Origin of the sequence: Enterobacter sp. DSM 30060 (genome assembly GCF_013375955.1) — a bacterium.
Taxonomy (GTDB): domain Bacteria; phylum Pseudomonadota; class Gammaproteobacteria; order Enterobacterales; family Enterobacteriaceae; genus Enterobacter; species Enterobacter intestinihominis.
This window is the reverse complement of record NZ_CP056118.1, coordinates 453,655-479,174: the sequence shown is the minus strand read 5'-3', so window position 1 is coordinate 479,174 and position 25,520 is coordinate 453,655. Positions and strand designations below refer to the sequence as shown.

General features: G+C 56.5%; 23 protein-coding genes. 18 read left to right on the top strand and 5 right to left on the bottom strand.

The window, feature by feature from the left end:
- Positions 1-6 precede the first annotated feature (6 nt).
- Genes HWQ15_RS02225 through tadA form a run of 3 tightly spaced genes read left to right on the top strand, consistent with a single transcriptional unit; the run spans position 7 to position 2,574 of the window.
- Positions 7-1,371, top strand: coding sequence for a PTS transporter subunit EIIC (locus HWQ15_RS02225; protein ID WP_046618955.1), 1,365 nt, complete (start codon positions 7-9; stop codon positions 1,369-1,371).
- Between the two features lie 3 nt (positions 1,372-1,374).
- A complete protein-coding gene (gene yfhb, locus HWQ15_RS02220) occupies positions 1,375-2,010 on the top strand; it encodes a phosphatidylglycerophosphatase C (protein ID WP_045621511.1) in 636 nt (211 codons plus the stop codon).
- A 24-nt stretch (positions 2,011-2,034) separates the two neighbouring features.
- On the top strand, positions 2,035-2,574 hold the full coding sequence (gene tadA, locus HWQ15_RS02215) for a tRNA adenosine(34) deaminase TadA (protein ID WP_023300729.1): 540 nt from the start codon (positions 2,035-2,037) through the stop codon (positions 2,572-2,574).
- On the opposite strand, the gene mltF is transcribed toward tadA, so the two are convergent.
- On the bottom strand, positions 2,462-4,012 hold the full coding sequence (gene mltF / locus HWQ15_RS02210) for a membrane-bound lytic murein transglycosylase MltF (RefSeq protein ID WP_023300728.1): 1,551 nt from the start codon (positions 4,010-4,012) through the stop codon (positions 2,462-2,464). The two genes, tadA and mltF, sit on opposite strands and share 113 nt — an antisense overlap.
- 267 nt (positions 4,013-4,279) lie before the next feature.
- On the opposite strand from mltF, the gene purL reads away from it, so the two are divergent.
- From purL to glnB, 5 genes are all read left to right on the top strand, one after another.
- Positions 4,280-8,167 (top strand): phosphoribosylformylglycinamidine synthase, encoded by a 3,888-nt coding sequence (purL, locus tag HWQ15_RS02205; protein ID WP_063149209.1) that lies wholly within the window; start codon positions 4,280-4,282, stop codon positions 8,165-8,167.
- 532 nt (positions 8,168-8,699) lie between these two features.
- A complete protein-coding gene (qseE, locus tag HWQ15_RS02200) occupies positions 8,700-10,133 on the top strand; it encodes a two component system sensor histidine kinase QseE/GlrK (protein WP_032622390.1) in 1,434 nt (477 codons plus the stop codon).
- Positions 10,130-10,882 carry a two-component system QseEF-associated lipoprotein QseG gene (qseG, locus tag HWQ15_RS02195; protein WP_032623754.1) on the top strand — a complete coding sequence of 251 codons (753 nt, stop codon included), beginning with the start codon at positions 10,130-10,132 and terminating at the stop codon, positions 10,880-10,882. The genes qseE and qseG overlap by 4 nt, the downstream gene beginning before the upstream one ends.
- Complete coding sequence (gene glrR / locus HWQ15_RS02190) at positions 10,879-12,216, top strand: two-component system response regulator GlrR (RefSeq protein WP_015572150.1); 1,338 nt, start codon at positions 10,879-10,881, stop codon at positions 12,214-12,216. Before qseG ends, glrR begins: the two co-directional genes overlap by 4 nt.
- 80 nt (positions 12,217-12,296) lie before the next feature.
- Positions 12,297-12,635 carry a nitrogen regulatory protein P-II gene (glnB, locus tag HWQ15_RS02185; RefSeq protein WP_003860685.1) on the top strand — a complete coding sequence of 113 codons (339 nt, stop codon included), beginning with the start codon at positions 12,297-12,299 and terminating at the stop codon, positions 12,633-12,635.
- An 80-nt stretch (positions 12,636-12,715) separates the two neighbouring features.
- On the opposite strand, the gene hmpA is transcribed toward glnB, so the two are convergent.
- A complete protein-coding gene (gene hmpA / locus HWQ15_RS02180; RefSeq protein WP_032623756.1) occupies positions 12,716-13,906 on the bottom strand; it encodes an NO-inducible flavohemoprotein in 1,191 nt (396 codons plus the stop codon).
- Between the two features lie 304 nt (positions 13,907-14,210).
- Between hmpA and glyA the strand changes: the two genes are divergently transcribed.
- Positions 14,211-15,464, top strand: coding sequence for a serine hydroxymethyltransferase (gene glyA / locus HWQ15_RS02175; RefSeq protein WP_003860678.1), 1,254 nt, complete (start codon positions 14,211-14,213; stop codon positions 15,462-15,464).
- A gap of 53 nt (positions 15,465-15,517) precedes the next feature.
- Here glyA and HWQ15_RS02170 read toward each other — a convergent pair whose 3' ends face one another.
- Complete coding sequence (locus HWQ15_RS02170; RefSeq protein WP_022649025.1) at positions 15,518-15,940, bottom strand: DoxX family protein; 423 nt, start codon at positions 15,938-15,940, stop codon at positions 15,518-15,520.
- A gap of 172 nt (positions 15,941-16,112) precedes the next feature.
- On the opposite strand from HWQ15_RS02170, the gene HWQ15_RS02165 reads away from it, so the two are divergent.
- Entirely contained in the window at positions 16,113-17,252 is a 1,140-nt protein-coding gene (locus tag HWQ15_RS02165) for a 3-phenylpropionate MFS transporter (protein WP_063149210.1), read from the top strand.
- Here HWQ15_RS02165 and csiE read toward each other — a convergent pair whose 3' ends face one another.
- Complete coding sequence (gene csiE / locus HWQ15_RS02160; RefSeq protein WP_032623757.1) at positions 17,253-18,530, bottom strand: stationary phase inducible protein CsiE; 1,278 nt, start codon at positions 18,528-18,530, stop codon at positions 17,253-17,255.
- Between the two features lie 125 nt (positions 18,531-18,655).
- On the opposite strand from csiE, the gene HWQ15_RS02155 reads away from it, so the two are divergent.
- Both HWQ15_RS02155 and HWQ15_RS02150 read left to right on the top strand, forming a co-directional pair.
- Positions 18,656-19,294, top strand: a complete 639-nt coding sequence (locus tag HWQ15_RS02155; protein ID WP_022649022.1) for a DUF1007 family protein — start codon at positions 18,656-18,658, stop codon at positions 19,292-19,294.
- Entirely contained in the window at positions 19,285-20,265 is a 981-nt protein-coding gene (locus HWQ15_RS02150) for a nickel/cobalt transporter (protein ID WP_063149211.1), read from the top strand. Before HWQ15_RS02155 ends, HWQ15_RS02150 begins: the two co-directional genes overlap by 10 nt.
- A 60-nt stretch (positions 20,266-20,325) precedes the next feature.
- Here HWQ15_RS02150 and suhB read toward each other — a convergent pair whose 3' ends face one another.
- The gene (gene suhB / locus HWQ15_RS02145; protein ID WP_022649020.1) at positions 20,326-21,129 is read right to left on the bottom strand and encodes an inositol-1-monophosphatase; all 804 of its coding nucleotides are present in this window, start codon (positions 21,127-21,129) and stop codon (positions 20,326-20,328) included.
- A 132-nt stretch (positions 21,130-21,261) separates the two neighbouring features.
- Here suhB and trmJ point away from each other — a divergent pair, with 132 nt between their 5' ends.
- From trmJ to hscB, 6 genes are all read left to right on the top strand, one after another.
- Positions 21,262-21,987, top strand: a complete 726-nt coding sequence (trmJ, locus tag HWQ15_RS02140; RefSeq protein ID WP_015572157.1) for a tRNA (cytosine(32)/uridine(32)-2'-O)-methyltransferase TrmJ — start codon at positions 21,262-21,264, stop codon at positions 21,985-21,987.
- A gap of 236 nt (positions 21,988-22,223) precedes the next feature.
- Complete coding sequence (iscR, locus tag HWQ15_RS02135; protein WP_022649018.1) at positions 22,224-22,715, top strand: Fe-S cluster assembly transcriptional regulator IscR; 492 nt, start codon at positions 22,224-22,226, stop codon at positions 22,713-22,715.
- Positions 22,716-22,832: 117 nt separating this feature from the next.
- Complete coding sequence (iscS, locus tag HWQ15_RS02130) at positions 22,833-24,047, top strand: cysteine desulfurase (RefSeq protein WP_006176692.1); 1,215 nt, start codon at positions 22,833-22,835, stop codon at positions 24,045-24,047.
- A gap of 24 nt (positions 24,048-24,071) precedes the next feature.
- Entirely contained in the window at positions 24,072-24,458 is a 387-nt protein-coding gene (gene iscU / locus HWQ15_RS02125) for a Fe-S cluster assembly scaffold IscU (protein ID WP_003860661.1), read from the top strand.
- A 13-nt stretch (positions 24,459-24,471) separates the two neighbouring features.
- On the top strand, positions 24,472-24,795 hold the full coding sequence (gene iscA, locus HWQ15_RS02120; protein WP_003860659.1) for an iron-sulfur cluster assembly protein IscA: 324 nt from the start codon (positions 24,472-24,474) through the stop codon (positions 24,793-24,795).
- Positions 24,796-24,993: 198 nt separating this feature from the next.
- Positions 24,994-25,509 carry a co-chaperone HscB gene (hscB, locus tag HWQ15_RS02115; protein WP_063149212.1) on the top strand — a complete coding sequence of 172 codons (516 nt, stop codon included), beginning with the start codon at positions 24,994-24,996 and terminating at the stop codon, positions 25,507-25,509.
- Positions 25,510-25,520 lie beyond the last annotated feature (11 nt).

Below are 25,520 nucleotides of genomic sequence, written 5' to 3'. Positions count from 1 at the left end.
GCGTGTATGGACAAAACAGCAGCGCTCGCCAACGACATCCTGCTCGGGATCGGTGGGGAAAAAAATATTCAGCGTCTTGAGAACTGTATGACGCGTGTTCGCGTCGAGGTGCATAACGACGAACAGCTTGATTTGACGCGCCTTAAGCAGCTTCCCGGCGTGAGCGGGTACGTTAAGCAGGGGCAACAGCACCAGTTGATTGTCGGTCCGGGCAAAGCGGCGCAGGTGGTAGATGCCATGCGCGCCCTGATGACGGGCGGTGAAACGGCTCCCGCCTTTGACGATGCGGAACGCACTAAAGCGCAGGCGAAAGCCAAATACAAAGCCCCTATGAGCGATGCGCTGCGCCAACTGGCTAACGTCTTTATTCCGCTGATCCCGGCGTTTATCGCGTCGGGGCTGATCACCGGGATTATCAATATTCTTAAGCGTCCGGATATTGTCGGGGATTTTGCCACGCAGTATCCGAACCTGCTGGGTATTCTGGCGATTTTCGGCAGCGCGGTGTTTGCCATCATGAACATTCTGGTGGGGGTGAACACGGCCAAAGTGTTTGGCGGCTCGCTGGCGATGGGCGGCGTTATGGCGGGTATCCTCTCCAGCCCGCAGCTGGCGCAGATTACGCTGTTTGGCGAGGCGCTTCAGCCTGGCCGCGGCGGGGTGATTGCCGTGCTGCTGGTGGTCATTCTGATGTGCTGGATCGAGAAAAAGCTGCGCGCGGTGCTGCCAGGCTCGATTGAGCTGATCCTCAACCCGCTGCTGACCACATTGATTACCGGGAGCGTGGCGATTGTGGCGCTGCAACCGTTAGGCGGGGCCATCTCTGAAGCCATCGCCCACGGCGCGTCTCTGGCTATCGATCGCGGTGGGTTATTGGTGGGGGCTGTGCTGTCCGGAACCTTCCTGCCGTTAGTGCTGACCGGTCTGCATCAGGGGCTAGTGCCGATTCACGTCGAACTGGTACAGGCGCACGGCTATAACGCCCTGCTGCCGATTCTGTCGATGGCGGGCGTTGGGCAGGTCGGCGCGGCCATCGCGGTGCTGATGAAAACCCGCAACGCGCGTCTGAAAAAGGTCATTAAAGGGGCGTTGCCGGTCGGGTTGCTCGGTATCGGCGAGCCGCTGATTTTCGGCGTTACGCTGCCGCTGGGCAAGCCGTTCCTGGCCGCCTGTCTCGGTGGCGCGGTGGGCGGGGCGTTGATTAGCTACTGGAAAGTGGCGACCGTTATCACCTTCGGGATTTCCGGTTTACCGCTGGCATTAACCATCGTGACCGGAAAAGTGATGCTCTATCTGTTAGGCTATCTGGTAGCGGTGATCGCCGGGTTCCTGTTTACCTGGCTATTAGGATTCAACGACCCAGAGGAGTAAGGTTTGGCAAATCACGAGCGTCGCGTTGTCTTTTTTGATCTGGATGGAACGCTGCATCAGCAGGATATGTTCGGCACCTTTATGCGCTATCTGCTGCGGCGCCAGCCCCTTAACGCGTTGCTGGTATTGCCCCTGTTACCCGTTATTGGCATCGCGCTAATGGTGAAAGGCCGTTCAGCGCGCTGGCCGATGAGCCTGCTGCTCTGGGGATGCACGTTTGGTCATAGCGAAGCGCGTCTTAAGCAGCTTGAGCAGGATTTTGCCCACTGGTTTCGCGGGCACGTCGCCGCGTTTCCCGTGGTCCAGGCGCGCCTGACCAGCTATCTCGACGCCAATGATGCCGATATCTGGCTGATTACCGGCTCCCCGCAGACGCTGGTGGAGCAGGTCTATTTTGATACGCCCTGGCTGCCGCGCGTAAACCTTATCGCCACGCAGATCGCGCGCGGCTACGGCGGCTGGGTGCTTACCCTGCGTTGCCTCGGACATGAAAAAGTGGTGCAGCTGGAGAAACGCATCGGTACGCCGCTGCGTCTGTACAGCGGCTACAGCGACAGCAAGCAGGACAACCCGCTGCTCTATTTTTGCCAGCACCGCTGGCGCGTCACGCCTCTGGGCGAACTTCAGCAACTCGAATAGTCTTATCTGTACCGGCTGTGTATAATGCCGCCCGCTTTTCGACTGGAGTATCAGCCCTTGTCCAACCCTGAACACAATCATGAATACTGGATGCGCCACGCGCTGGCGCTGGCTCAGCGCGCCTGGGAAGAGGGCGAAGTTCCCGTGGGCGCGGTGCTGGTCCATAACAATCAGGTAATTGGTGAAGGGTGGAACCGTCCGATTGGCCGTCACGATCCTACCGCGCATGCTGAAATTATGGCGCTGCGTCAGGGCGGGCTGGTGCTGCAAAACTATCGTCTGCTTGATACCACCCTGTACGTCACCCTTGAACCGTGCGTGATGTGCTCCGGGGCGATGGTGCATAGCCGAATCGGTACGCTGGTGTTTGGCGCGCGGGATGAAAAAACGGGCGCTGCTGGTTCACTGATGGACGTGCTTGGGCATCCGGGGATGAACCACCAGGTGAAAACTATCGGTGGGGTACTTGCACCAGAATGTTCGGGTCTGTTAAGTGACTTTTTTCGAATGCGTCGGCTGCAGAAAAAGCAACAAAAGGCAGAATTGAAACCGCAGGGTGATTAAGCTCGTCCGGTGCGACCACCGGATAGCTTTCAGCCAGCTGTTGCGCCTCGGCCGCCTCTTTTTCTTTCTCCAGCAGATATCCCACCAGGCTTATCTGATACTTACGAATATTTTCCACGTAGGCATACGCTTCATGCCCGCGCGCATAGCCGTACGTCAGCTTCTGGTACCACTGTTTCTGGCTAAGCAGCGGCAGGCGCTGTTTTACATCTGACCAGCTGTCCGGGTTACCTTTGGTTTTTGCCGTCAGCGTCCGCGCGTCGAGCATATGGGCATAACCCATGTTATAGGCGGCCAGCGCAAACCAGATCCGCTCCCCTTCAGGGACCGTCTCCGGCACTTTCGCCATCATATCCTGTAAATATTGCGCGCCGCCGCTGATGCTCTGTTCCGCATCGGTTCGATCGCTAATGCCGAGGCTCTGCGCGGTATTTTTGGTCAGCATCATCAACCCGCGCACGCCCGTGGGGGAGGTGGCCTGAGCATCCCAGTGCGATTCCTGGTAGGAAATTGCCGCCAGTAACTTCCAGTCAATCTCCTGAGCGTACTTCTCGAACAGCGGTTGCAGGTCCGGCAGCACGCTATCCACCGCGCGCAGGAAGGAGCGGGTGTCAACGTAATCAAAATCGTCACCGTGACCGAGATATTTCTCTTCCAGACGCGCCAGGGTGCCGTCTTCATTGATGGAATTAAAGAAATCGAGCATAGCCGCAGAGACGGTTTGATCGTCGTCTAACTGGGTAAACCAGGTTACCGGCTGTTCATCGGTCACATCCAGCGCCACGGCGATTTCAGGATGAACGCGCTGGAAAAGGCTGATCGCCACCGAATCAGCAATGGTATAGGCCAGCTTTTTATCTTTTACCTGCTCCAGCAATTCGGTAGTGCCGAGTTTAGGATCGACCGTCCAGCTGAGGTTCGGGTATTTTTTCTCTTTCAACGCCCGCAGATCGTCAATCACCACATGGCCCGGCGCAATGGTCAATTGCTGGTCGGTAATGTCGGCCAGTGAGCGCGGGCGCAAGCTACCCACACGATAAACCACCTGCTGCGACACAGAGTAATAGGTCGGGCCCGGCTGATAATTTTTGCTGCGTTCGCTGTTGTACACCAGACCTGCGGCGAGAATATCGGCACGGTCATGGTCTAAATCATCAAACAGCTGGTTGATGTTCTGCCGCACGGTGACTTTCAGCTTCACGCCCAGATAGTCCGCAAACAGCTGTGCCAGTTCGTAATCAAGACCAATGGTTTTACCGTTGATATCGTCGTATATAAGCGGAGAGGAGAGGGTACTGACGCGCAACTCCCCCCGCTCCTGAATGGCGGCGATACGGTTTTCGGCTTTGCCGAACCAGGGGATAGACGGCCAGAGGGCCACTGCCAGCAGCAACGTAACAATGCCGATGAGCAGATAATTAATCTTTAATTTTTTCAATTAGTTAATTCTCTGCGACGCCGGTTGCCTCAGTGTGCTGTAGTCATGTTAAGAGTAGAGTTTGCCATTGATTGAGCGGCATTTTGCGCAAAGTAGCGCCAGTTGGCAACCAATTAGAGAGACAGGTCACATCTATTGTTAAACAAAAAGGATGATTTTATTTCGACGCAAACGGTTTCGTCGGCGCTCAGGATTCTCTATAATGACGCCCGTTTTCCCCCCTTGCGCACACTGTAAGCGCCCCGGCGCTTCGAAGACGAGAGACTTATGATGGAAATTCTGCGTGGTTCGCCTGCACTGTCTGCCTTCCGTATTAATAAACTGCTGGCACGTTTTCAGGCGGCCGACCTTCCGGTAAGCAATATTTACGCTGAGTATGTCCATTTTGCTGACCTGAATGCCCCCCTGAATGCAGAGGAGCGCGTACAGCTGGAACGTCTGCTTAAATATGGCCCAAGCCTGAGCAGCCATACGCCGACCGGCAAATTAATCCTCGCCACGCCACGTCCTGGCACCATCTCCCCCTGGTCTTCCAAAGCCACCGACATCGCTCACAACTGCGGCCTGAGCCAGATTAACCGTCTGGAGCGCGGCGTGGCGTACTATGTGGAAGCGTCAACCCTGAGCGACGCGCAGTGGCAGGCCGTCACAGCGGAGCTGCACGACCGCATGATGGAGAGCGTGTTTGACTCTCTGGATGATGCGCAGAAACTGTTCTCCCACCATCAGCCTGCGCCGGTACAGAGCGTGGATCTGCTGGGGCAGGGGCGTCAGGCGCTGATCGACGCAAACCTGCGTCTTGGTCTGGCACTCGCAGATGATGAAATCGACTACCTTCAGGATGCATTCGTTAAGCTGAATCGCAACCCGAACGACATCGAACTGTATATGTTCGCGCAGGCCAACTCCGAGCACTGCCGCCACAAAATTTTCAACGCCGACTGGATTATCGACGGCGAACAGCAGCCGAAGTCGCTGTTCAAAATGATCAAAAACACCATGGAGCAAACCCCTGACCACGTGCTGTCTGCCTATAAAGACAACGCCGCGGTGATGGAAGGTTCCGAGGTGGGCCGCTTCTTCGCCGACCGCGAAGCAGGGCGCTATGACTTCCACCAGGAGCCTGCGCATATCCTGATGAAAGTGGAAACCCACAACCACCCGACGGCCATCTCTCCGTGGCCGGGTGCGGCGACCGGCTCCGGCGGTGAAATCCGTGACGAAGGTGCGACCGGTCGCGGCGCGAAACCAAAAGCGGGTCTGGTCGGTTTCTCCGTCTCCAACCTGCGTATCCCGGGCTTTGAACAGCCGTGGGAAGAAGATTTCGGCAAGCCAGAGCGCATCGTGACCGCGCTGGATATCATGACCGAAGGCCCGCTGGGCGGCGCGGCGTTTAACAACGAATTTGGTCGTCCGGCGCTGAACGGTTACTTCCGTACCTATGAAGAGAAAGTGGACAGCCACAACGGCGAAGAGCTGCGCGGCTACCACAAACCGATCATGCTGGCGGGCGGGATCGGCAACATCCGTGCCGATCACGTGCAGAAAGGCGAGATCGTCGTCGGCGCGAAGCTGATCGTGCTCGGCGGCCCGGCGATGAACATCGGTCTGGGCGGCGGTGCGGCCTCTTCTATGGCCTCCGGCCAGTCTGATGCGGATCTCGATTTCGCCTCCGTGCAGCGTGACAACCCTGAGATGGAGCGTCGCTGCCAGGAAGTGATCGACCGCTGCTGGCAGCTGGGCGATGCTAACCCGATTCTGTTCATCCACGACGTGGGCGCGGGTGGGCTCTCTAACGCCATGCCTGAGCTGGTGAGCGACGGCGGTCGCGGCGGGCGCTTCAACCTGCGCGATATCCTGAGCGATGAGCCAGGCATGAGCCCGCTGGAAATCTGGTGTAACGAATCCCAGGAGCGCTACGTGCTGGCGGTTGCTGCCGATCAGCTGCCGCTGTTTGACGAGCTGTGCCGCCGCGAGCGCGCGCCGTATGCCGTCATCGGTGAAGCTACCGAAGAGCAGCACCTGACTCTCAGTGATACCCATTTCGACAACCAGCCGATCGATCTGCCGCTCGACGTGCTTCTCGGCAAAACGCCGAAGATGACCCGCGACGTTACAACCCGCAAAGCGGCGGGTAAAGCGCTGGATCGTCAGGGCATTATTGTGGCGGAAGCGGTTAACCGCGTGCTGCACCTGCCTGCGGTGGCGGAGAAAACCTTCCTGGTCACCATCGGCGACCGTACCGTGACCGGTATGGTGTCACGCGATCAGATGGTCGGCCCGTGGCAGATCCCGGTCGCTAACTGCGCCGTGACCACCGCGAGCCTCGACAGCTACTACGGCGAAGCGATGGCGCTGGGTGAACGCACCCCGGTGGCTCTGCTGGACTTCGCCGCTTCTGCCCGTCTGGCGGTCGGTGAAGCGCTGACCAACATCGCCGCGACGCAGATTGGCGATATCAAACGTATCAAACTTTCCGCGAACTGGATGGCTGCTGCCGGTCACCCTGGCGAAGATGCCGGCCTGTACGAAGCGGTGAAAGCGGTGGGTGAAGAGCTGTGTCCTGCGCTCGGCCTGACCATTCCGGTGGGTAAAGACTCCATGTCGATGAAAACCCGCTGGCAGGAAGGTAACGAGCAGCGCGAGATGACCTCTCCGCTGTCGCTGGTGATCACCGCGTTTGCGCGCGTGGAAGACGTGCGTCATACCGTTACGCCGCAGCTGGCGACCGAAGATAACGCCCTGCTGCTGATTGACCTCGGCAAAGGCCACAATGCGCTCGGCGCCACCGCGCTGGCGCAGGTTTACCGCCAGCTCGGCGAAAAGCCAGCCGACGTGCGGGACGTCGCACAGTTGAAAGGCTTCTACGACGCAATTCAGGCGCTGGTGGCGCAGCGTAAGCTGCTTGCCTACCATGATCGTTCCGATGGCGGCCTGCTGGTGACGCTGGCAGAGATGGCCTTCACCGGTCACTGCGGCGTTGAAGCAAACATTGCAACGCTTGGCGAAGACCGCCTGGCGGCGCTGTTTAACGAAGAGCTGGGTGCCGTCATTCAGGTACGCGCCGCAGATCGCGACGCGGTGGAAGCGATTCTGGCGCAGCACGGTCTGGCAGACTGCGTACACTATCTCGGTAAAGCGGTGCAGGGCGACCGTTTCGTGATTGAAGCCGACGGCCACGCGGTGTTCAGCGAAAGCCGCACCACGCTGCGTATGTGGTGGGCGGAAACCACCTGGCAGATGCAGCGCCTGCGTGACAATCCGGAATGCGCCGATCAGGAACACAACGCGAAGGCGAACGACAACGATCCTGGCCTGAACGTGAAGCTCTCCTTCGACATCAACGAAGACATCGCCGCGCCGTACATTGCGACCGGTGCGCGTCCAAAAGTGGCCGTGCTGCGCGAGCAGGGCGTTAACTCCCACGTTGAGATGGCGGCCGCCTTCCACCGCGCGGGCTTTGACGCCATCGACGTCCACATGAGCGACCTGCTGGCCGGGCGTACCGGGCTGGATGATTTCCAGGCGCTGGTTGCCTGCGGGGGGTTCTCCTACGGTGACGTGCTGGGTGCGGGCGAGGGCTGGGCGAAGTCCATCCTGTTCAACAGCCGCGTGCGTGACGAGTTCGAAACCTTCTTCCATCGTCCGCAGACGCTGGCGCTGGGCGTGTGTAACGGCTGTCAGATGATGTCTAACCTGCGCGAGCTGATCCCGGGCAGCGAAGCCTGGCCGCGCTTTGTGCGTAACCAGTCTGACCGCTTTGAAGCGCGCTTCAGCCTGGTAGAAGTAACCCAAAGCCCGTCTCTGCTGTTGCAGGGGATGGTCGGTTCGCAGATGCCAATCGCGGTTTCGCACGGTGAAGGTCAGGTTGAAGTCCGTGATGCGGCGCACCTGGCTCAGCTTGAAAGCAAAGGACTGGTGGCGCTGCGCTTTGTTGATAACTTTGGCAAGGTCACCGAAACCTATCCGGCTAACCCGAACGGTTCGGCAAATGGCATTACCGCGGTCACCAGCGAAAGTGGTCGGGTGACGATTATGATGCCGCACCCGGAGCGTGTCTTCCGTACCGTGAGCAACTCCTGGCACCCGGAAAACTGGGGCGAGGACAGCCCGTGGATGCGCATTTTCCGCAACGCACGTAAACAACTAGGTTAAGTTTCTACGCCCTGACTGTAGGCCCGGTAAGCGCGAGCGCCACCGGGCTTTTTTGTCTCTGTCGCAAAAACGCGACAATTCTCTGGTCTGAGTGTCTCCAAAAGGAGACATTTAACCTGTTGATTTATATGCGGCAGGACAGGTTCCCGTTAAGGTGTTGCTTAATAGCGACACTTAGCCTGAAAATCATTCACGTAACAATCAATACGTTTTGATAATAAAAATATTACTAATCATAAGGATAGCGTTAATTTTTGCAATCTGGCACGCGTGTTGCATAATAGTAACCAGTGGCTCATTCACCTTCTTATGTCAGCCCCTTCGGGACGTGCTACATAAACTTCGAATGACGCACAAAAAGGTGCCTGCCGTCCAACTACTGATTATTGCAATGCTTTATCAGGCCAGGGCGAAACGTCGAGTTAGGCACCGCCTTATTCCATGACAAAGCCGGGTTTTTACCCGGCTTTGTTGTATCTGAAGGGCAGACTCAGTTACGCTCTCCTCAAACCCGGATGAAGAGAGTAATGTGTTGAAACGCTGGCCCGCTTTCCCTCGCTCCCTGCGACAGCTCGTTATGATGGCCTTCCTGCTGATCCTGCTACCTTTGCTGGTTCTGGCCTGGCAGGCCTGGCAAAGCCTGAACGCGTTAAGTGCACAGGCGGCCCTGACTAACCGCACCACGCTTATTGATGCTCGCCGTAGCGAGGCGATGACCAACGCCGCGCTTGAGATGGAGCGTAGCTATCGCCAGTACTGCGTGCTTGACGATCGCACGCTGGAGAGGGTCTATCAGAACCAGCGTAAACGCTACAGCGAAATGCTGGACGCCCACGCCGGGGTGCTGCCAGATGACAAACTCTATCAGGCGCTGCGTCAGGATCTGAACGATCTGGCGCAGCTCCAGTGCAAAAACAGCGGTCCTGATGCCGCCGCCGCCGCCCGACTTGAAGCCTTCGCGAACGCCAATACGGAGATGGTTCAGTCCACCCGTACGGTTATCTTTTCCCGTGGTCAGCAGCTCCAGCAGGAGATTGCCGAGCGCGGCCAGTTCTTCGGCTGGCAGGCGCTGGTGCTGTTCCTCGTCAGCCTGGGGCTGGTGCTGCTCTTTACCCGCATGATCATCGGCCCCGTGAAGGGGATCCAGCGGATGATTAACCGCCTGGGGGAGGGTAAATCTCTCGGGGATACGGTCGTTTTTAAAGGCCCGCGCGAGCTGCGCTCGGTCGGTCAACGCATCATCTGGCTTTCAGAGCGCCTGGCGTGGCTGGAATCGCAGCGCCACCAGTTCCTGCGCCATATCTCACACGAACTCAAAACGCCGCTGGCCAGCATGCGTGAAGGTACGGAACTGCTGGCCGACGAAGTGGCGGGGCCGTTAACCCCTGAGCAAAAAGAGATCGTGGCGATTCTGGATGCCAGCAGCCGCAATTTACAAAAGCTTATTGAACAACTGCTGGACTATAACCGCAAGCTGGCGGATGGTGCTGTGGTGCTTGAAAGCGTTGAGATTGAACCGCTGGTGGACATGGTGATCTCCGCCCATAGCCTGCCAGCAAGAGCTAAAATGATGCATACCCAGGTGGAACTCAACGCGCCAGCCTGTCTTGCAGAACCGATGCTGTTAATGAGCGTACTGGATAATCTTTATTCCAATGCGGTGCACTATGGTACTGAATCCGGTACCATTTATATCAGAAGCAATAACAACGGTTCGCGGGTATTTATTGACGTAGCGAATACCGGAAGCCCGATTCCGGATGATGAAAAAACGATGATCTTTGAACCCTTCTTCCAGGGGAGTCATCAGCGAAAAGGTGCGGTAAAAGGAAGTGGTCTGGGGCTGAGTATTGCCCGCGACTGCATACGACGCATGCAGGGTGAGCTTAACATCGTGAGTGATGAACGCGCCGATGTCTGTTTTCGTATCGAACTGCCTCTTGAGCCGGAAAAATCAATGAAATGAATAACAACCTGGTGAGTATGTCACACGTCTTTTACCGCGCACTGCGCGCGGTGTTTTCCAGCAAAAATGTGCGCCTCAGCCTGCCCTGCTTACTGCTGGCAGGCTGTGTAACCCATGCACCGAAAAGTGCAATTAGCCACAAACAGGAAGATAAATGGCCGCAAAAACAGCTGGCTGATTTCCTTTCGACACGTTGCGATGATATCTGGAGCCTGTCGGGGCGTGATGTTGAATCCAATCCGCTGTTCTGGCTGCGCGGAATAGACTGCGCCCAGCGGCTGGCGCCCGCCGAGGCCCGTGCCCAGGCGGCGATGCTGGTGGACGATACCTGGCAGGACGCATTTAAACGCGGGATCGTGATGGCGGATGCCAGAATCACGCCTGTCGAACGCCGCGCCAACGTGACGCGGCTGGATACTTACGTGATCAATATTCCCCCGCAGGTGCGCCCGGTCTATCAGCTCTGGCGGGACGGACAAACCCTGCAATTACAGCTGTCTGAAGAGCGTTTCCGCTACAGCAAATTGCAGCAGTCAAGCGACAGCGAGCTTGATGCGCTTCGCCAGCAGCAGGAGTCGCTGCGCGAGCAGCTGGAAACCACCACCCGCAAGCTCGAAAATCTGACCGATATCGAAAGACAGCTCTCGACGCGTAAGCCGGCAGGCAGCTATCTGCCTGATGGGTCGAAAGGCAACTCTGCCACGACGCCAGACAGTGAGACGCCGAAACAAGAGGATGTGAAGCCATGACAAGCCGTAAACCTGCCCATCTGTTACTGGTGGATGACGATCCCGGGCTGTTAAAGCTGCTGGGGATGCGTCTGGTCAGCGAAGGCTACAGCGTGGTCACCGCTGAAAGCGGGCAGGAGGGGCTGAAGGTGCTCAGCCGTGAGAAAATCGATCTGGTGATCAGCGATTTGCGCATGGATGAAATGGATGGCCTGCAACTGTTCACGGAGATCCAGAAGCAGCAGCCCGGGATGCCGGTTATTATCCTCACCGCTCACGGATCTATTCCTGATGCGGTGGCCGCGACGCAGCAGGGGGTATTCAGCTTCCTCACCAAACCGGTGGATAAAGACGCCCTCTATAAAGCGATCGACAGCGCCCTTGAGCACGCAGCGCCATCCGGCGACGACGCCTGGCGTGAATCCATCGTGACGCGTAGCCCTGTGATGCTGCGCCTGCTGGAACAGGCGCGGATGGTGGCGCAATCCGACGTTAGCGTGCTGATCAACGGTCAGAGCGGGACCGGGAAAGAGATCCTCGCCCAGGCGATCCACAACGCCAGCCCGCGCAGTAAAAATGCTTTTATTGCCATTAACTGTGGCGCGTTGCCGGAACAGCTGCTCGAATCAGAGCTCTTCGGCCATGCCCGCGGCGCCTTTACCGGCGCGGTGAGCAGCCGTGAAGGGCTGTTCCAGGCGGCTGAGGGGGGCACGCTGTTCCTTGATGAAATTGGCGATATGCCCGCGCCGCTGCAGGTCAAATTGCTGCGCGTGTTGCAGGAGCGGAAAGTACGTCCGCTCGGCAGCAACCGCGATATCGATATCAACGTGCGTATTATTTCCGCCACCCACCGTGATTTACCCAAGGTGATGGCGCGCAACGAGTTCCGCGAAGATCTCTACTATCGACTGAATGTCGTCAACCTGAAAATCCCGGCGCTGGCCGAGCGTGCGGAAGATATCCCGCTGCTGGCAAATCACCTTTTGCGCCAGGCCGCTGACCGCCACAAACCGTTTGTGCGCGCGTTCTCCACCGATGCGATGAAACGCCTGATGACCGCAAGCTGGCCGGGTAACGTACGCCAGCTGGTGAACGTGATTGAGCAGTGCGTGGCGCTGACGTCATCGCCGGTGATCAGCGATGCGCTGGTGGAGCAGGCGCTCGAGGGGGAAAACACGGCCTTACCGACGTTTGCGGAAGCGCGAAATCAGTTCGAGCTGAACTATCTGCGCAAGCTGCTGCAAATCACCAAAGGCAACGTGACCCACGCGGCGCGCATGGCCGGGCGTAACCGTACCGAGTTCTATAAATTGCTCTCACGCCACGAGCTGGAAGCGAACGATTTTAAAGAGTAATACCGCAAAATTCGCCTGAATATGATACTGTGAGCAACCGATTACGAGGCTGCTTACTGGCAAGAGTTTAAGGACCCACCATGAAAAAAATTGATGCGATTATTAAACCTTTCAAACTGGATGATGTACGTGAAGCGCTGGCAGAAGTAGGCATCACCGGGATGACCGTAACTGAAGTGAAAGGTTTTGGTCGTCAGAAGGGCCACACCGAGCTATACCGTGGCGCAGAGTACATGGTGGACTTTCTGCCGAAAGTGAAAATCGAGATCGTGGTGAGCGATGATATCGTCGATACCTGTGTGGATACCATCATCCGCACGGCGCAGACCGGTAAAATTGGCGACGGAAAAATCTTCGTCTTTGACGTGGCGCGCGTGATCCGTATCCGTACCGGCGAAGAAGACGACGCGGCGATTTAACATTCTTGCCGGGTGGCGCTGCGCTTACCCGGCCTACAGAACCCTTCGCAGGTCCGTGCAAGCGCAGCGCCGCCGGGCGATTACAGCACTTTATGCGGGCCGAAACATTCGTAATGAATGTTGTCTTTGTTCACGCCCAGGTCTACCAGCTGCTTCGCGGCATACTGCATAAACGCTACCGGCCCACACACGTAGAACTGCATCCCCGGTGCGCTAAACGCCCCTTCGTGCTGCCCTAAATTCATCAGGCCTTCGCTGTCAAAACGTGCCGCTGCGCGGTCAGCTTCCGTGGGTAAACGATACCAGGTATGCGCGGTAAAGTGTGGCAGACCCGCTCCGAGCGCTTTCACTTCATCTGCAAAGGCGTGCACATCACCGTTTTCGGCCGCGTGGAACCAGTTAACCTGCGCGCTGTGGTTTGATTTTGCCAGCGTATCCAGCATCGCCAGCATTGGCGTTTGACCAACACCTGCGGAAATCAGCGTCACCGGGGTACCCGATTCCACCGCCATAAAGAAATCACCCGCTGGCGCGGCCAGATGAACGATATCACCCACGCTGGCGACGTTATGCAGCCAGCTGGATACCTGACCGCCTTCCTCACGTTTAACCGCAATGCGATAGCCTTTGCCGTCTGGCTTGCGGGTCAGGGAGTACTGGCGAATCTCCTGGTGCGGGAAGCCTTCAGGCTTCAGCCAGACGCCCAGATACTGCCCCGGCTGGTAATCGGCAACTGGCTGGCCGTCTACCGGCTCAAACTCAAAGCTGGTGATCAGTGCGCTGCGCGGGGTTTTCTCAACGATGCGGAAAGCACGCGTGCCTTCCCAGCCGCCATTCTTGCTGGCGTTTTCGCTGTAGATCTGCGCTTCACGGTTGATGAACACGTTTGCCAGCACGCCGTATGCCTTACCCCAGGCATCCAGCACTTCCTGGCCCGGGCTGAACATTTCGTCCAGGGTTGCCAGCAGGTGACTGCCCACGATGTTGTACTGCTCAGGTTTGATCTGGAAGCTGGTGTGCTTCTGCGCGATTTTTTCCACCGCAGGCAGCAGAGCCGGCAGGTTTTCGATGTTGCTGGCATAGGCGGCAATAGCGTTAAACAGCGCTTCGCGCTGATCGCCGTTACGCTGGTTGCTCATGTTGAAAATCTCTTTGAGCTCCGGGTTATGCGCGAACATGCGATCGTAGAAATGAGCGGTCAGTTTAGGACCCGTTTCAACCAGCAGGGGGATTGTGGCCTTCACGGTAGCGATGGTTTGGGCGTCGAGCATAGCAGCTTCCTTCTGATGTTACTTTAATGATGTATTTTATATGCATCTTATAAAAATACCCCTGCAATGTAAATGGTTCTTTGCATCGTGAAAAATATGCATCACAAAGCTGAAAAGAAATCCGTTGAAAATGGCGAGAGCTTTATTGCTCAAACCCTTGCGTGGCGTGGAGGTAAACGTTTGCGTAAAATCGTTTGTCAAGACCTGTTATCGCAGAACTATTCAGTTATACTGTTGCCCGTCGTCCAACAGGACTGCCTTTTCAGGCCAAAAATTTACTTGTTAGCTGAGTCAGGAGATGCGGATGTTAAAGCGTGAAATGAACATTGCCGATTATGATGCCGAACTGTGGCAGGCTATGGAGCAGGAAAAAGTACGTCAGGAAGAGCACATCGAACTGATCGCCTCCGAAAACTACACCAGCCCGCGCGTGATGCAGGCGCAGGGTTCTCAGCTGACCAACAAATATGCTGAAGGTTACCCGGGCAAGCGCTACTACGGCGGTTGCGAATACGTTGATATCGTTGAGCAGCTGGCGATTGACCGTGCGAAAGAACTCTTTGGCGCTGACTATGCGAACGTCCAGCCGCACTCTGGCTCTCAGGCTAACTTCGCTGTTTACACCGCGCTGTTGCAGCCGGGCGATACCGTTCTGGGTATGAACCTGGCGCAGGGCGGCCACCTGACTCACGGCTCTCCGGTTAACTTCTCTGGCAAACTGTACAACATCATCCCTTACGGTATTGATGAGTCCGGTAAAATTGACTACGAAGACATGGCGAAGCAGGCCAAAGAGCACAAGCCGAAGATGATCATCGGTGGCTTCTCTGCTTACTCCGGCATCGTTGACTGGGCAAAAATGCGTGAAATCGCTGACAGCATCGGCGCGTACCTGTTCGTCGACATGGCGCACGTTGCCGGTCTGATTGCCGCTGGCGTTTACCCGAACCCGGTTCCACATGCGCACGTTGTGACCACCACCACCCACAAAACCCTGGCGGGTCCACGCGGTGGCCTGATCCTGGCGAAAGGCGGTGACGAAGAGCTGTACAAAAAGCTGAACTCCGCCGTGTTCCCAAGCGCCCAGGGCGGCCCGCTGATGCACGTTATCGCCGCGAAAGCCGTCGCGCTGAAAGAAGCGATGGAGCCAGAGTTCAAGGTTTATCAGCAGCAGGTTGCTAAAAACGCCAAAGCGATGGTGGAAGTGTTCCTGAACCGTGGTTACAAAGTGGTGTCCGGCGGGACTGAAAACCACCTGTTCCTGCTGGATCTTGTCGACAAGAACCTGACCGGTAAAGAAGCTGACGCAGCCCTCGGCCGCGCCAACATCACCGTGAACAAAAACAGCGTGCCAAACGATCCGAAGAGCCCGTTCGTGACTTCCGGTATCCGTATCGGTTCTCCGGCCGTAACTCGCCGTGGCTTTAAAGAAGCGGAAGTGAAAGAGCTGGCGGGCTGGATGTGTGACGTTCTGGACAACATCAATGACGACGCGGTTATCGAGCGAGTTAAAGGTAAAGTTCTGGACATCTGCGCACGCTTCCCGGTGTACGCATAATTCTCTGCGTTTCAGAACTGAAAAAGGCCGCTCATGCGGCCTTTTTTTATGGGCTAACGTCGGTCGAGGGAGATGGCCCCCGGCCCGGTTATCGCCAGCAAAATAAAGGCGCCAGCGATACTCACATTTTTATAGAAGTTAATCATATTTGGCAGGACCGCATCGCCCGTCATTTCCCAGTAGTGGTGTCCAATCACCGCCGTTCCCAGCGTATAGAAGACAAAGATCACCGCGAGGGGGCGGGTAAAAAAGCCCAGAACGATCAGAATCGCGGCGGGGATTTCCATTACCACCGCAATAATCGCGGCCAGCATGGGCATGGGGGCGCCGAGCGACGTCATGTACTGAACGGTGCCGCTAAACCCTGTTAGCTTGGGATAACCGAAAATAATAAACAGGACCACGATAGCAATGCGGGCAATTAAAAGCAGGAGAGAACGAGAGGATCCGAAATCGAAATAACGTAAGCTGTTCATGGCAAACGACCTCTTCAGGCGATGTCTTATAAACGTAATACAGTTTTACCGCTCTCGCCATACGCTGTACGGCTGGTGATGATGTTAATTTTTAGTTAATTTATAGCGCGCTAACGACTTGCTAAAGTCAGGGATTAACGCCAGACTATCGCCTCCATTTCGGGAGGGATTCATGGTCTTGCATTCCACGCGCTGGCTGGCGCTCAGCTATTTCACCTATTTCTTTAGTTACGGTATTTTTTTACCTTTCTGGAGCGTCTGGCTCAAGGGAATTGGTCTGACGCCTGAGACCATCGGCATCCTGCTGGGCACGGGGCTGGTGGCACGTTTCCTGGGTAGCCTGCTGATAGCACCCCGCGTCAGCGATCCCTCTCTTTTGATTAAAGCGGTGCGAATTCTGGCCCTCCTGACGCTGGTCTTTGCGGCCTGCTTCTGGGTCAGCCACCAGTTTGCCTGGCTGATGGTGGTGATGGTTGGCTTTAATCTGTTCTTCTCCCCGCTGGTGCCGCTGACGGATGCCCTGGCGAACACCTGGCAAAAGCAGATCACCATGGACTATGGACGCGTGCGCCTGTGGGGATCGATTGCCTTCGTGATTGGCTCTGCGCTGGTCGGGAAACTGGTCAGCCTCTATGACTATCGCGCCATTCTGGCCCTGTTAACGCTCGGCATCGCCTCGATGCTGCTCGGTATGTTGCTGCGTCCGTCGGTGATGCCGCAGGGCGAAAGCCGCCATCAGGAGAGCGCTGGCTGGCCCGCCTGGCGCTCGCTGGTGGCGCAAAGCTGGCGTTTCCTGGCCTGCGTCTGTCTGCTTCAGGGGGCGCATGCGGCCTATTACGGCTTCAGCGCCATCTACTGGCAGGGGGCGGGCTACTCGGCTTCTGCGGTAGGCTACCTGTGGTCGCTCGGCGTGGTAGCGGAGGTCATTATCTTCGCGCTGAGCCAAAAACTGTTCCGTCGTTTCGGGGCGCGTGACCTGCTGCTGCTTTCCGCCGTTTGCGGCGTAGCGCGCTGGGGCATCATGGGCTGGACGACGGAGCTGCCGTGGCTGATTGTGGCGCAAATTCTGCACTGCGGAACCTTCACCGTCTGCCATCTGGCGGCGATGCGCTATATCGCGGCGCGAGAGGGTGGTGACGTTATTCGTCTTCAGGCAGTCTATTCAGCGGTGGCGATGGGCGGCAGTATTGCGGTGATGACCGTATTTGCCGGTTTCCTCTATCAGCACCTGGGCCACGGTGTGTTCTGGGTGATGGCGCTGGTCGCTTTACCGGCCATTGTCATCCGCCCTAAAGTCGCTGCTCGCACGTAACTAAGATTCGAGCATAACGCGAATATGTTCCTGCTGCTGCGTGTTCAGGGTCTCAACGGCATGAATGAGCGGCGGCGAGAACAGCGGCAGGGCGGTTGGATAAGGCGTAATAACCAGCGCCGCCTCGCGGGGGGCGCCCTCCTTCTTAAACGCTTCCAGGCTAAGATAACGAATATTGAGCGGCAGCAGCGTTAGCTCGCGAAGCTGCTGCTCAATTAACTCCTCGCAGGCTTTATCTTCCCCCGTTAACAGGACCACCTGTTTTTCATGAAGATCGGTTTCCTGCATCAGCCAGGCACCAAAAATCACCGCCACCAGAGCCATCTCTTCACCGGAGAATCGCAGGCCAAATTCGGCTTCCAGCTCAAACAGCGCCTCTTTAGTGGTGCGCAGCAGCCGGGGGTATAGACGGTGGATCTCTTCCGGCAGACTGTTGTCGATGCCGATGTCAAATAAGGAGCGGTCCAGCGCCTGAGCCAGATGAATATACAGCTGATCGGTCAGCCCTTGCTCATCGCTGAAGTTCATCCCGGTTTGCGCCCGGAAACGGGCAATCATACGCACGATGGCCCGACGCAGGCGCTGATCCTGCTGGTGTTTATCCAGTACCGGGTCGGGTGTGCGGAGCATCATAAACAGCAGCGCCAGGAACAGCTGTTCATCACTGTGCGTTCCCTGCGGGACGCGCCGTTTCCAGTGACGGACAATTTCCTGCGCCGTAAAGTATTCCCCTCTCGATTGCGTCCAGCTGCGCTGAACGGGTGAAAACTCCGGCGTATTGCCCAGATGATGCTGAATAAGACAATATTGCAGATAAAGCTGTAAAAACTGTACGTCGCGGGACTCAAACTGGCGCTGAAGCTTGCGCGCGCAAAAGTTGATAAGCGCCCGAAGGTTCGCATCGTCATAAAGCGGGCGGGCAATGCCGTGCTGTTTGAGCGCGGTTTTTAAGGCAGGGGTAAACTGTTGGGCGACAAAATGTGGACACAGCCGAAGCGCCCTGCGCAGCCAGTGCAGCAGGCACAAACGCTGATTCAGGGCGGAGCCCTCAATTCGGTAACAACCGTCATGGTGCGTGACGATATCAAGCCGATGATAGCGCTGGATTTCATCGCGCGTCTCGGCTATATCTTGCCGTGCCAGGACGTCGTCCACGCCGTTGGCAGCGATTATGCTCTGTGCGGTGACGGCAGCATCGGGCAGGTAAAGCATCAAAAGCACCTGGCAACGGCGCTGCGAACTGGAAAGCACAGATGGAATTTCAAGCGTCGTCATCATCTGTCGGGTATCCAGTGTGAATGTTTGATAAGAATAGCTAAAGGATGGGCGCTGAAAAGCGCGCCGGCAGGCCTTTCATTCAGGATTGCTGGCGAACATCACAGAATTTTTGACGTGAGGAATTGATGCAAACAGTTAAACAAAGCGTGACAGCGTTATTTTTGGCGGTTATCACCTCCGCCGCCAGCGCACATCCTCACAGCTTTATCAGCCTGAAAACCGAACTGGTGACGGACGGCACACAGCTCAGCGGCCTGAAGATGCGCTGGACGATGGATGAAATCACCTCCGCCGACCTGCTGTACGATGCCGGAAACGCAAAGCCCGGCGACGAGATCTGGAAAAAGCTGGCGGCGGAAGTCATGGCCAACGTGCTGGGTCAGCACTACTTCACCGAGTTCTGGCACAACGGACAAAAGGTGAAATTTCTTAACCGTCCCACGGAGTACGGTATGACCCGCGACGGCCATCAGGCGGTGCTGACGTTTATCCTTCCGCTGGCGCACCCTCAGCCGCTGGCCGGGCAGAAGTACAGGTTTTCCACGTTTGACCCAACCTACTATGTCGATATGCATTACGCCCAGGACAGCGACGTACAGTTGCCAGAAATATTGCAAAAAAGCTGCAAAATTGCCGTGCACACGCCGACGCCCAGTGAAGAGACGCTGAACTTTGCCGTTTCCCTTGATAAAGAAGATGCGCCCCCAGAAGACATGGAATTAGGAAAACAGTTTGCGCAGGAGGTGACGTTGCAATGTCAGTGATCTCCTCTCCCGTCAGTAAGCCGCGTCGCTGGCTGCACCTCTGGCCTCTGGCGCTCTTTTTGCTGTTAGCGTCTGGCGGCGCGCTCTGGCTGTGGCAGGCATGGCCGCAGGTGATGATGAAAAGTATCCTCTGGCAGCGGGAAGTTAATCAGCAGATGAGCGGGCTGCTGAAAGCCGTGGCGGAAAATCCGTCCAAAGCGGGCGGCTCTCTTCTGGCGTTCAGCTTTATCTATGGCGTGCTGCATGCCCTGGGGCCGGGGCACGGCAAAATCGTCATCACGACCTGGCTTGCCACCCATCCGTCGAAGCTGAAATCGAGTATCGGCCTGACGCTGGCTTCCTCGTTACTTCAGGGCGGTGTGGCAATTGCGCTGGTCGTGGTCGTCCTTTCGCTGCTACAGCTCCCGGCCCGCCAGCTGCATATGAGCAGCTTCTGGCTGGAGAAGGGAAGTTACGCGCTGGTAGGCGTGCTGGGGCTGATTCTCTGCTGGCGGGCGCTGAAAAAATTGCGCGCGTTGCTGCAAAAACCAAAATTCAAAATCTTTGCGCCGCATCACCTTCACCATGAAAACTGCGGGTGCGGGCATCAGCATCTCCCGACGCAGGAACAATTACAGAATGGTGACGACTGGCGTGCGCGCCTGATGATTGTTCTCTCAATGGGGATGCGTCCGTGCTCGGGCGCAATCATGGTGCTGTTGTTCAGCAAAGTGATAGGTGTATTTGGCTGGGGCATGATCTCGGCGCTGGCGATGGCGGCGGGAACATCTCTGACTATCTCTTCGTTAGCCTTGCTGGTGCACAGCTTCCGTCAGCTGGCGGTAAAACTCAGCGGCAATAAAACGCCGGCATTGTGGCGACAGGTTGGCTGGACGACGCTTGCGCTGGCGGGCGGGGTGATTCTGCTGGTGGCTGCGGTCACGATGTGGATAAGTGCGGTGCCGGTGGGAAGGGGGTTGCGGCCTTTTTAGCCATACCTGAGGGGTTTGTAGGCCCGGTAAGCGTAGCGCCACCGGGCTTAACAGACTGGATTAACGCTTCAGCGCATCGCTCAGTTCTTCACGCATGTTTGCCAGCATGGCTTTAACAACGCGCGGGTTACCTGCAACGATGTTGCCGGTAGACATATAGTTATGGCCGCCGGTGAAGTCACAAACAATCGCGCCAGCTTCACGTGCGATCAGCTCGCCCGCCGCGAAGTCCCACGGCTTCAGTGACAGCTCAAAGTAACCGTCAACGCGGCCGGTCGCCACGTAGGCCAGATCCAGTGCAGCAGAGCCGGTGCGACGGAAGTCCGCGCATTCGGTGAACAGTTTGCCGAGGATATTCATATAAGTGGTTGCGTGCTGCTTCGCCTTGAACGGGAAGCCGGTCGCCAGAATCGTGCCGTCCAGATCGCGTGCATTGCTGCAGCGCAGACGGTAGCCGTTCAGCTGCGCGCCCTGACCGCGGGTCGCGGTGAACAGTTCGTTACGCATTGGATCGTAAACAACGGCGACTTCAGTACGGCCTTTGATGCGTACTGCGATAGACACAGAGAAGTGTGGCAGGCGCTTAACGAAGTTGGTGGTGCCATCCAGTGGATCGATAACCCATTGAACATCCTGATCGGTACCTTCATGTTCACCGCTTTCTTCGGTGATGATGGTGTGCTGCGGGTAAGATTTGCGGATCGTTTCGATAATAATCGCTTCGGCGGCTTTATCGACGTTAGTCACGAAATCATTGCTGCCTTTCTGGCTGGTTTCTACGGAGTCTGGGGTTTCGTAGTGTTTGGCAATTACATTACCCGCCTTGCGCGCTGCGCGCACGGCGATGGTCAGCATCGGATGCATCGGTCTCTCTCACTGGATGTTAAAGAACAGGAAAATCGGCGCAGAGTATAGCAGCGGGATCGGATTATGTCTCTCGTTTATGATAATATGCCCGAATATTCTTCAGACACTGAATCCAGACATCTAAAAATTATGCTGCAAAACATTCGAATCGTGCTGGTCGAAACATCGCACACCGGCAACATGGGCTCTGTGGCCCGCGCTATGAAAACCATGGGCTTAACGAACCTGTGGCTGGTTAATCCGCTGGTGAAACCAGACTCTCAGGCTATTGCGCTGGCGGCCGGCGCCAGCGACGTGATCGGGAATGCACAGATTGTGGACACCCTGGACGAAGCCCTGGCCGGTTGCAGTCTGGTGGTGGGGACCAGCGCGCGCTCCCGTACGCTGCCCTGGCCGATGCTGGACCCGCGCGAATGCGGCCTGAAAAGTATCTCAGAAGCGGAACAGGCGCCGGTTGCGCTGGTGTTTGGTCGTGAACGCGTTGGCCTGACCAACGAGGAACTACAGAAGTGTCACTACCACGTGGCGATTGCCGCAAACCCGGAATACAGCTCGCTGAACCTGGCGATGGCGGTGCAGGTGATTGCCTACGAAGTGCGCATGGCATGGCTGGCGACGCAGGAGAAACCGGTCGAACCTAAAGAAGAGACGGCCTACCCGCTGGTGGACGATCTTGAGCGCTTCTACGGCCACCTGGAGCAGACGCTGCTCTCGACCGGCTTTATCCGTGAAGGCCATCCAGGGCAGGTGATGAACAAGCTGCGCCGTATGTTCACCCGGGCGCGCCCGGAAAGCCAGGAGCTGAACATCCTGCGCGGGATCCTGGCGTCGATTGAGCAGAAGAATAAAGAGTAGTGCCGTGTGTTCGCCGGGTGGCGCTTCGCTTACCCGGCCTACAAAGCCCGTAGGCCCGTGCAAGCGCAGCGCCGCCGGGCAAAAAATACGGCACAGAAGGTTAAATACCTGACTAAAACAGTCAAGTAAATAGTTGACCAATTTAGTCAGGAATGTCAGACTTGGCCCTGCTATGCAATACCCCCATTTTACAATAAAAAACCCCGGGCAGGGGCGAGTTTGAGGTTAAGTAAGACATGAGACTGACATCTAAAGGGCGTTATGCCGTGACCGCGATGCTGGACGTTGCGCTCAACTCCGAAGCGGGCCCGGTTCCGTTGGCTGATATTTCTGAACGACAGGGGATCTCCCTCTCTTATCTGGAACAGCTGTTCTCCAGACTGCGTAAAAATGGACTGGTGTCCAGCGTTCGTGGCCCGGGCGGCGGTTATCTGCTGGGTAAAGACGCGGGCAGTATTGCGGTTGGCGAAGTGATTAGCGCAGTTGACGAATCCGTTGACGCGACCCGTTGCCAGGGCAAAGGCGGCTGTCAGGGCGGCGATAAATGCCTGACCCACGCGCTGTGGCGCGATCTGAGCGACCGTCTGACCGGCTTCCTGAATAACATCACCCTGGGTGAGCTGGTTAATAACCAGGAAGTTCTGGATGTTTCTGGTCGTCAGCACAGTCAGGATTCACAACGCAGCACCCGCTCGCAGGACGCCATCGACGTTAAACTGCGCGCGTAATTAAAAAGATAAGTATTCAGAATCAGGCCGGGGTGGTCACACCCCGCGTACTCGGTCGTACATCCAGCCGGTTGCCTGATTCCTTGCATTGAAGCGATGTACGGAGTTTATAGAGCAATGAAATTACCGATTTATCTCGACTACTCCGCAACCACGCCGGTGGACCCGCGTGTTGCCGAGAAAATGATGCAGTGTCTGACCCTGGACGGAAACTTTGGTAACCCAGCTTCCCGTTCACACCGTTTTGGCTGGCATGCTGAAGAGGCGGTTGATATCGCCCGTAATCAGATTGCTGACCTGGTCGGTGCCGACCCGCGTGAAATTGTTTTCACCTCCGGTGCGACCGAATCCGACAACCTGGCGATCAAAGGTGCAGCCAACTTTTATCAGAAAAAAGGCAAGCACATCATCACCAGCAAAACCGAACACAAAGCCGTGCTGGACACCTGCCGTCAGCTGGAGCGTGAAGGGTTCGAAGTGACTTACCTGGCGCCGCAAAGCAACGGGATCATCGACCTGAAAGAGCTCGAAGCGGCGATGCGTGATGACACCATTCTGGTTTCCATCATGCACGTCAACAACGAAATCGGTGTTGTGCAGGACATCGCCACCATCGGCGAAATGTGCCGTGCGCGCGGCATCATCTACCACGTGGATGCGACCCAGAGCGTGGGCAAACTGCCTATCGACCTGAGCCAGCTGAAAGTGGACCTGATGTCCTTCTCCGGTCACAAAATCTATGGCCCGAAAGGCATCGGCGCGCTGTACGTTCGTCGCAAGCCACGTATCCGCATCGAAGCACAGATGCACGGCGGCGGTCACGAGCGCGGCATGCGTTCCGGTACTTTGCCTGTTCACCAGATCGTGGGGATGGGCGAAGCGTATCGCATCGCGAAAGAAGAGATGGAAAGCGAGATGGCACGCCTGCGTACGCTGCGTAACCGTCTTTGGGACGGCGTGAAGGATATGGAAGAAGTCTATCTGAACGGCGATCTCGAGCAGGGCGCGCCGAACATCCTCAACGTCAGCTTCAACTATGTTGAAGGCGAGTCGCTGATCATGGCGCTGAAAGACCTGGCCGTTTCTTCCGGTTCTGCCTGTACGTCTGCAAGCCTGGAGCCATCCTACGTGCTGCGTGCGCTGGGCATGACTGACGAGCTGGCGCACAGCTCTATCCGTTTCTCTTTAGGTCGTTTCACTACCGAAGAAGAGATTGACTACACCATCAAACTGGTTCGTAACTCCATCGGCCGTCTGCGCGACCTTTCTCCACTGTGGGAAATGTTCAAGCAGGGCGTGGATCTGAACAGCATTGAATGGTCACATCACTAATCGGTACATAAGGAGAATTCAATCATGGCATACAGCGAAAAAGTTATCGATCATTACGAGAACCCGCGCAACGTTGGCTCTTTTGACAACAGCGACGAATCTGTCGGTAGCGGTATGGTTGGCGCGCCAGCGTGTGGCGACGTGATGAAGTTGCAGATTAAAGTCAACAATGAAGGTATCATTGAAGACGCGCGCTTCAAGACCTACGGCTGCGGTTCTGCTATCGCCTCCAGCTCCCTGGTCACCGAGTGGGTGAAGGGCAAGTCTCTGGACGAAGCACAGGCAATCAAAAACACGGACATTGCTGAAGAACTCGAACTGCCGCCGGTGAAAATTCACTGTTCAATTCTGGCAGAAGACGCGATCAAAGCCGCCATTGCGGATTACAAAAGCAAACGTGAAGCAAAATAATTGAGGTTTGAGTATGTCGATTACCCTTAGCGACAGCGCTGCCGCGCGAGTAAGCTCTTTTCTGGCGAACCGTGGTAAAGGCTTTGGCCTGCGACTGGGCGTACGTACCTCCGGCTGTTCTGGTATGGCTTACGTACTGGAGTTTGTTGACGAACCGGCGTCTGATGACACCGTGTTTGAAGACAAGGGCGTGAAGGTGGTGGTCGATGGCAAAAGCCTGCAATTTCTCAACGGCACTCAGCTGGACTTTGTAAAAGAAGGCCTGAACGAAGGGTTCAAATTTACGAACCCGAACGTCAAAGACGAGTGTGGTTGCGGCGAAAGCTTCCACGTTTAACCGCGTTCCGCTGTTATACCGATTAATTCGTGTTGCAGAAAGGCGGCAAGCGAGTGAATCCCCGGGAGCTTACTTAAGTAAGTGACTGGGGTGAACGAGCGCAGACAACGCATCTGCAGCGCGAAGTAAGAAGGTATAACCCCACCGTGGCTGTGCTACGCGTGGGGTTTGTTCTAACAGGCTACCCCTGAGATTGTTATGGATTACTTCACTCTCTTCGGACTACCCGCTCAATACCCGATTGATCTCCAGGCGCTGACGATCCGTTTTCAGGATCTCCAGCGTCAGTACCATCCGGATAAATTCGCCAGCGGGTCGCAGGCAGAGCAGCTGGCTGCGGTATCACACTCCGCAACCATCAACCAGGCCTGGCAAACGCTGCGTCATCCGCTGGCGCGTGCAGAATATCTGCTCTCGCTCCACGGTTTTGATCTGGCGAGCGAACAGCATACCGTGCGCGACACCGCGTTTCTGATGGAGCAGCTGGAGCTTCGCGAAGAGCTGGATGAAATTGAACAGGCTAAAGACGAAGCGCGTCTGGAACGTTTTCTCCAGCGCGTAAAGGGCATGTTCGATACCCGCCATCAGCAGATGGTTGAGCAACTGAACAACGAGACCTGGGACGTGGCGGCAGACACTGTGCGCAAACTCCGTTTTCTCGATAAACTGCGAAGCAGTGCTGAACAACTCGAAGAAAAGCTGCTCGATTTTTAATTTCGGAAGCA

Coding starts and splice junctions, on each gene's coding strand:
- HWQ15_RS02155 (WP_022649022.1), top strand. CDS start 18,656: ATGCAAACAGTTAAACAAAGCGTGACAGCGTTATTTTTGGCGGTTATC.
- tadA (WP_023300729.1), top strand. CDS start 2,035: ATGCCGCCCGCTTTTCGACTGGAGTATCAGCCCTTGTCCAACCCTGAA.
- suhB (WP_022649020.1), bottom strand. CDS start 21,129: ATGCATCCGATGCTGACCATCGCCGTGCGCGCAGCGCGCAAGGCGGGT.
- HWQ15_RS02170 (WP_022649025.1), bottom strand. CDS start 15,940: ATGAACAGCTTACGTTATTTCGATTTCGGATCCTCTCGTTCTCTCCTG.
- glnB (WP_003860685.1), top strand. CDS start 12,297: ATGAAAAAAATTGATGCGATTATTAAACCTTTCAAACTGGATGATGTA.
- glrR (WP_015572150.1), top strand. CDS start 10,879: ATGACAAGCCGTAAACCTGCCCATCTGTTACTGGTGGATGACGATCCC.
- iscS (WP_006176692.1), top strand. CDS start 22,833: ATGAAATTACCGATTTATCTCGACTACTCCGCAACCACGCCGGTGGAC.
- hscB (WP_063149212.1), top strand. CDS start 24,994: ATGGATTACTTCACTCTCTTCGGACTACCCGCTCAATACCCGATTGAT.
- HWQ15_RS02165 (WP_063149210.1), top strand. CDS start 16,113: ATGGTCTTGCATTCCACGCGCTGGCTGGCGCTCAGCTATTTCACCTAT.
- HWQ15_RS02225 (WP_046618955.1), top strand. CDS start 7: ATGGACAAAACAGCAGCGCTCGCCAACGACATCCTGCTCGGGATCGGT.
- hmpA (WP_032623756.1), bottom strand. CDS start 13,906: ATGCTCGACGCCCAAACCATCGCTACCGTGAAGGCCACAATCCCCCTG.
- iscR (WP_022649018.1), top strand. CDS start 22,224: ATGAGACTGACATCTAAAGGGCGTTATGCCGTGACCGCGATGCTGGAC.
- purL (WP_063149209.1), top strand. CDS start 4,280: ATGATGGAAATTCTGCGTGGTTCGCCTGCACTGTCTGCCTTCCGTATT.
- iscU (WP_003860661.1), top strand. CDS start 24,072: ATGGCATACAGCGAAAAAGTTATCGATCATTACGAGAACCCGCGCAAC.
- csiE (WP_032623757.1), bottom strand. CDS start 18,530: ATGATGACGACGCTTGAAATTCCATCTGTGCTTTCCAGTTCGCAGCGC.
- trmJ (WP_015572157.1), top strand. CDS start 21,262: ATGCTGCAAAACATTCGAATCGTGCTGGTCGAAACATCGCACACCGGC.
- qseG (WP_032623754.1), top strand. CDS start 10,130: ATGAATAACAACCTGGTGAGTATGTCACACGTCTTTTACCGCGCACTG.
- glyA (WP_003860678.1), top strand. CDS start 14,211: ATGTTAAAGCGTGAAATGAACATTGCCGATTATGATGCCGAACTGTGG.
- iscA (WP_003860659.1), top strand. CDS start 24,472: ATGTCGATTACCCTTAGCGACAGCGCTGCCGCGCGAGTAAGCTCTTTT.
- HWQ15_RS02150 (WP_063149211.1), top strand. CDS start 19,285: ATGTCAGTGATCTCCTCTCCCGTCAGTAAGCCGCGTCGCTGGCTGCAC.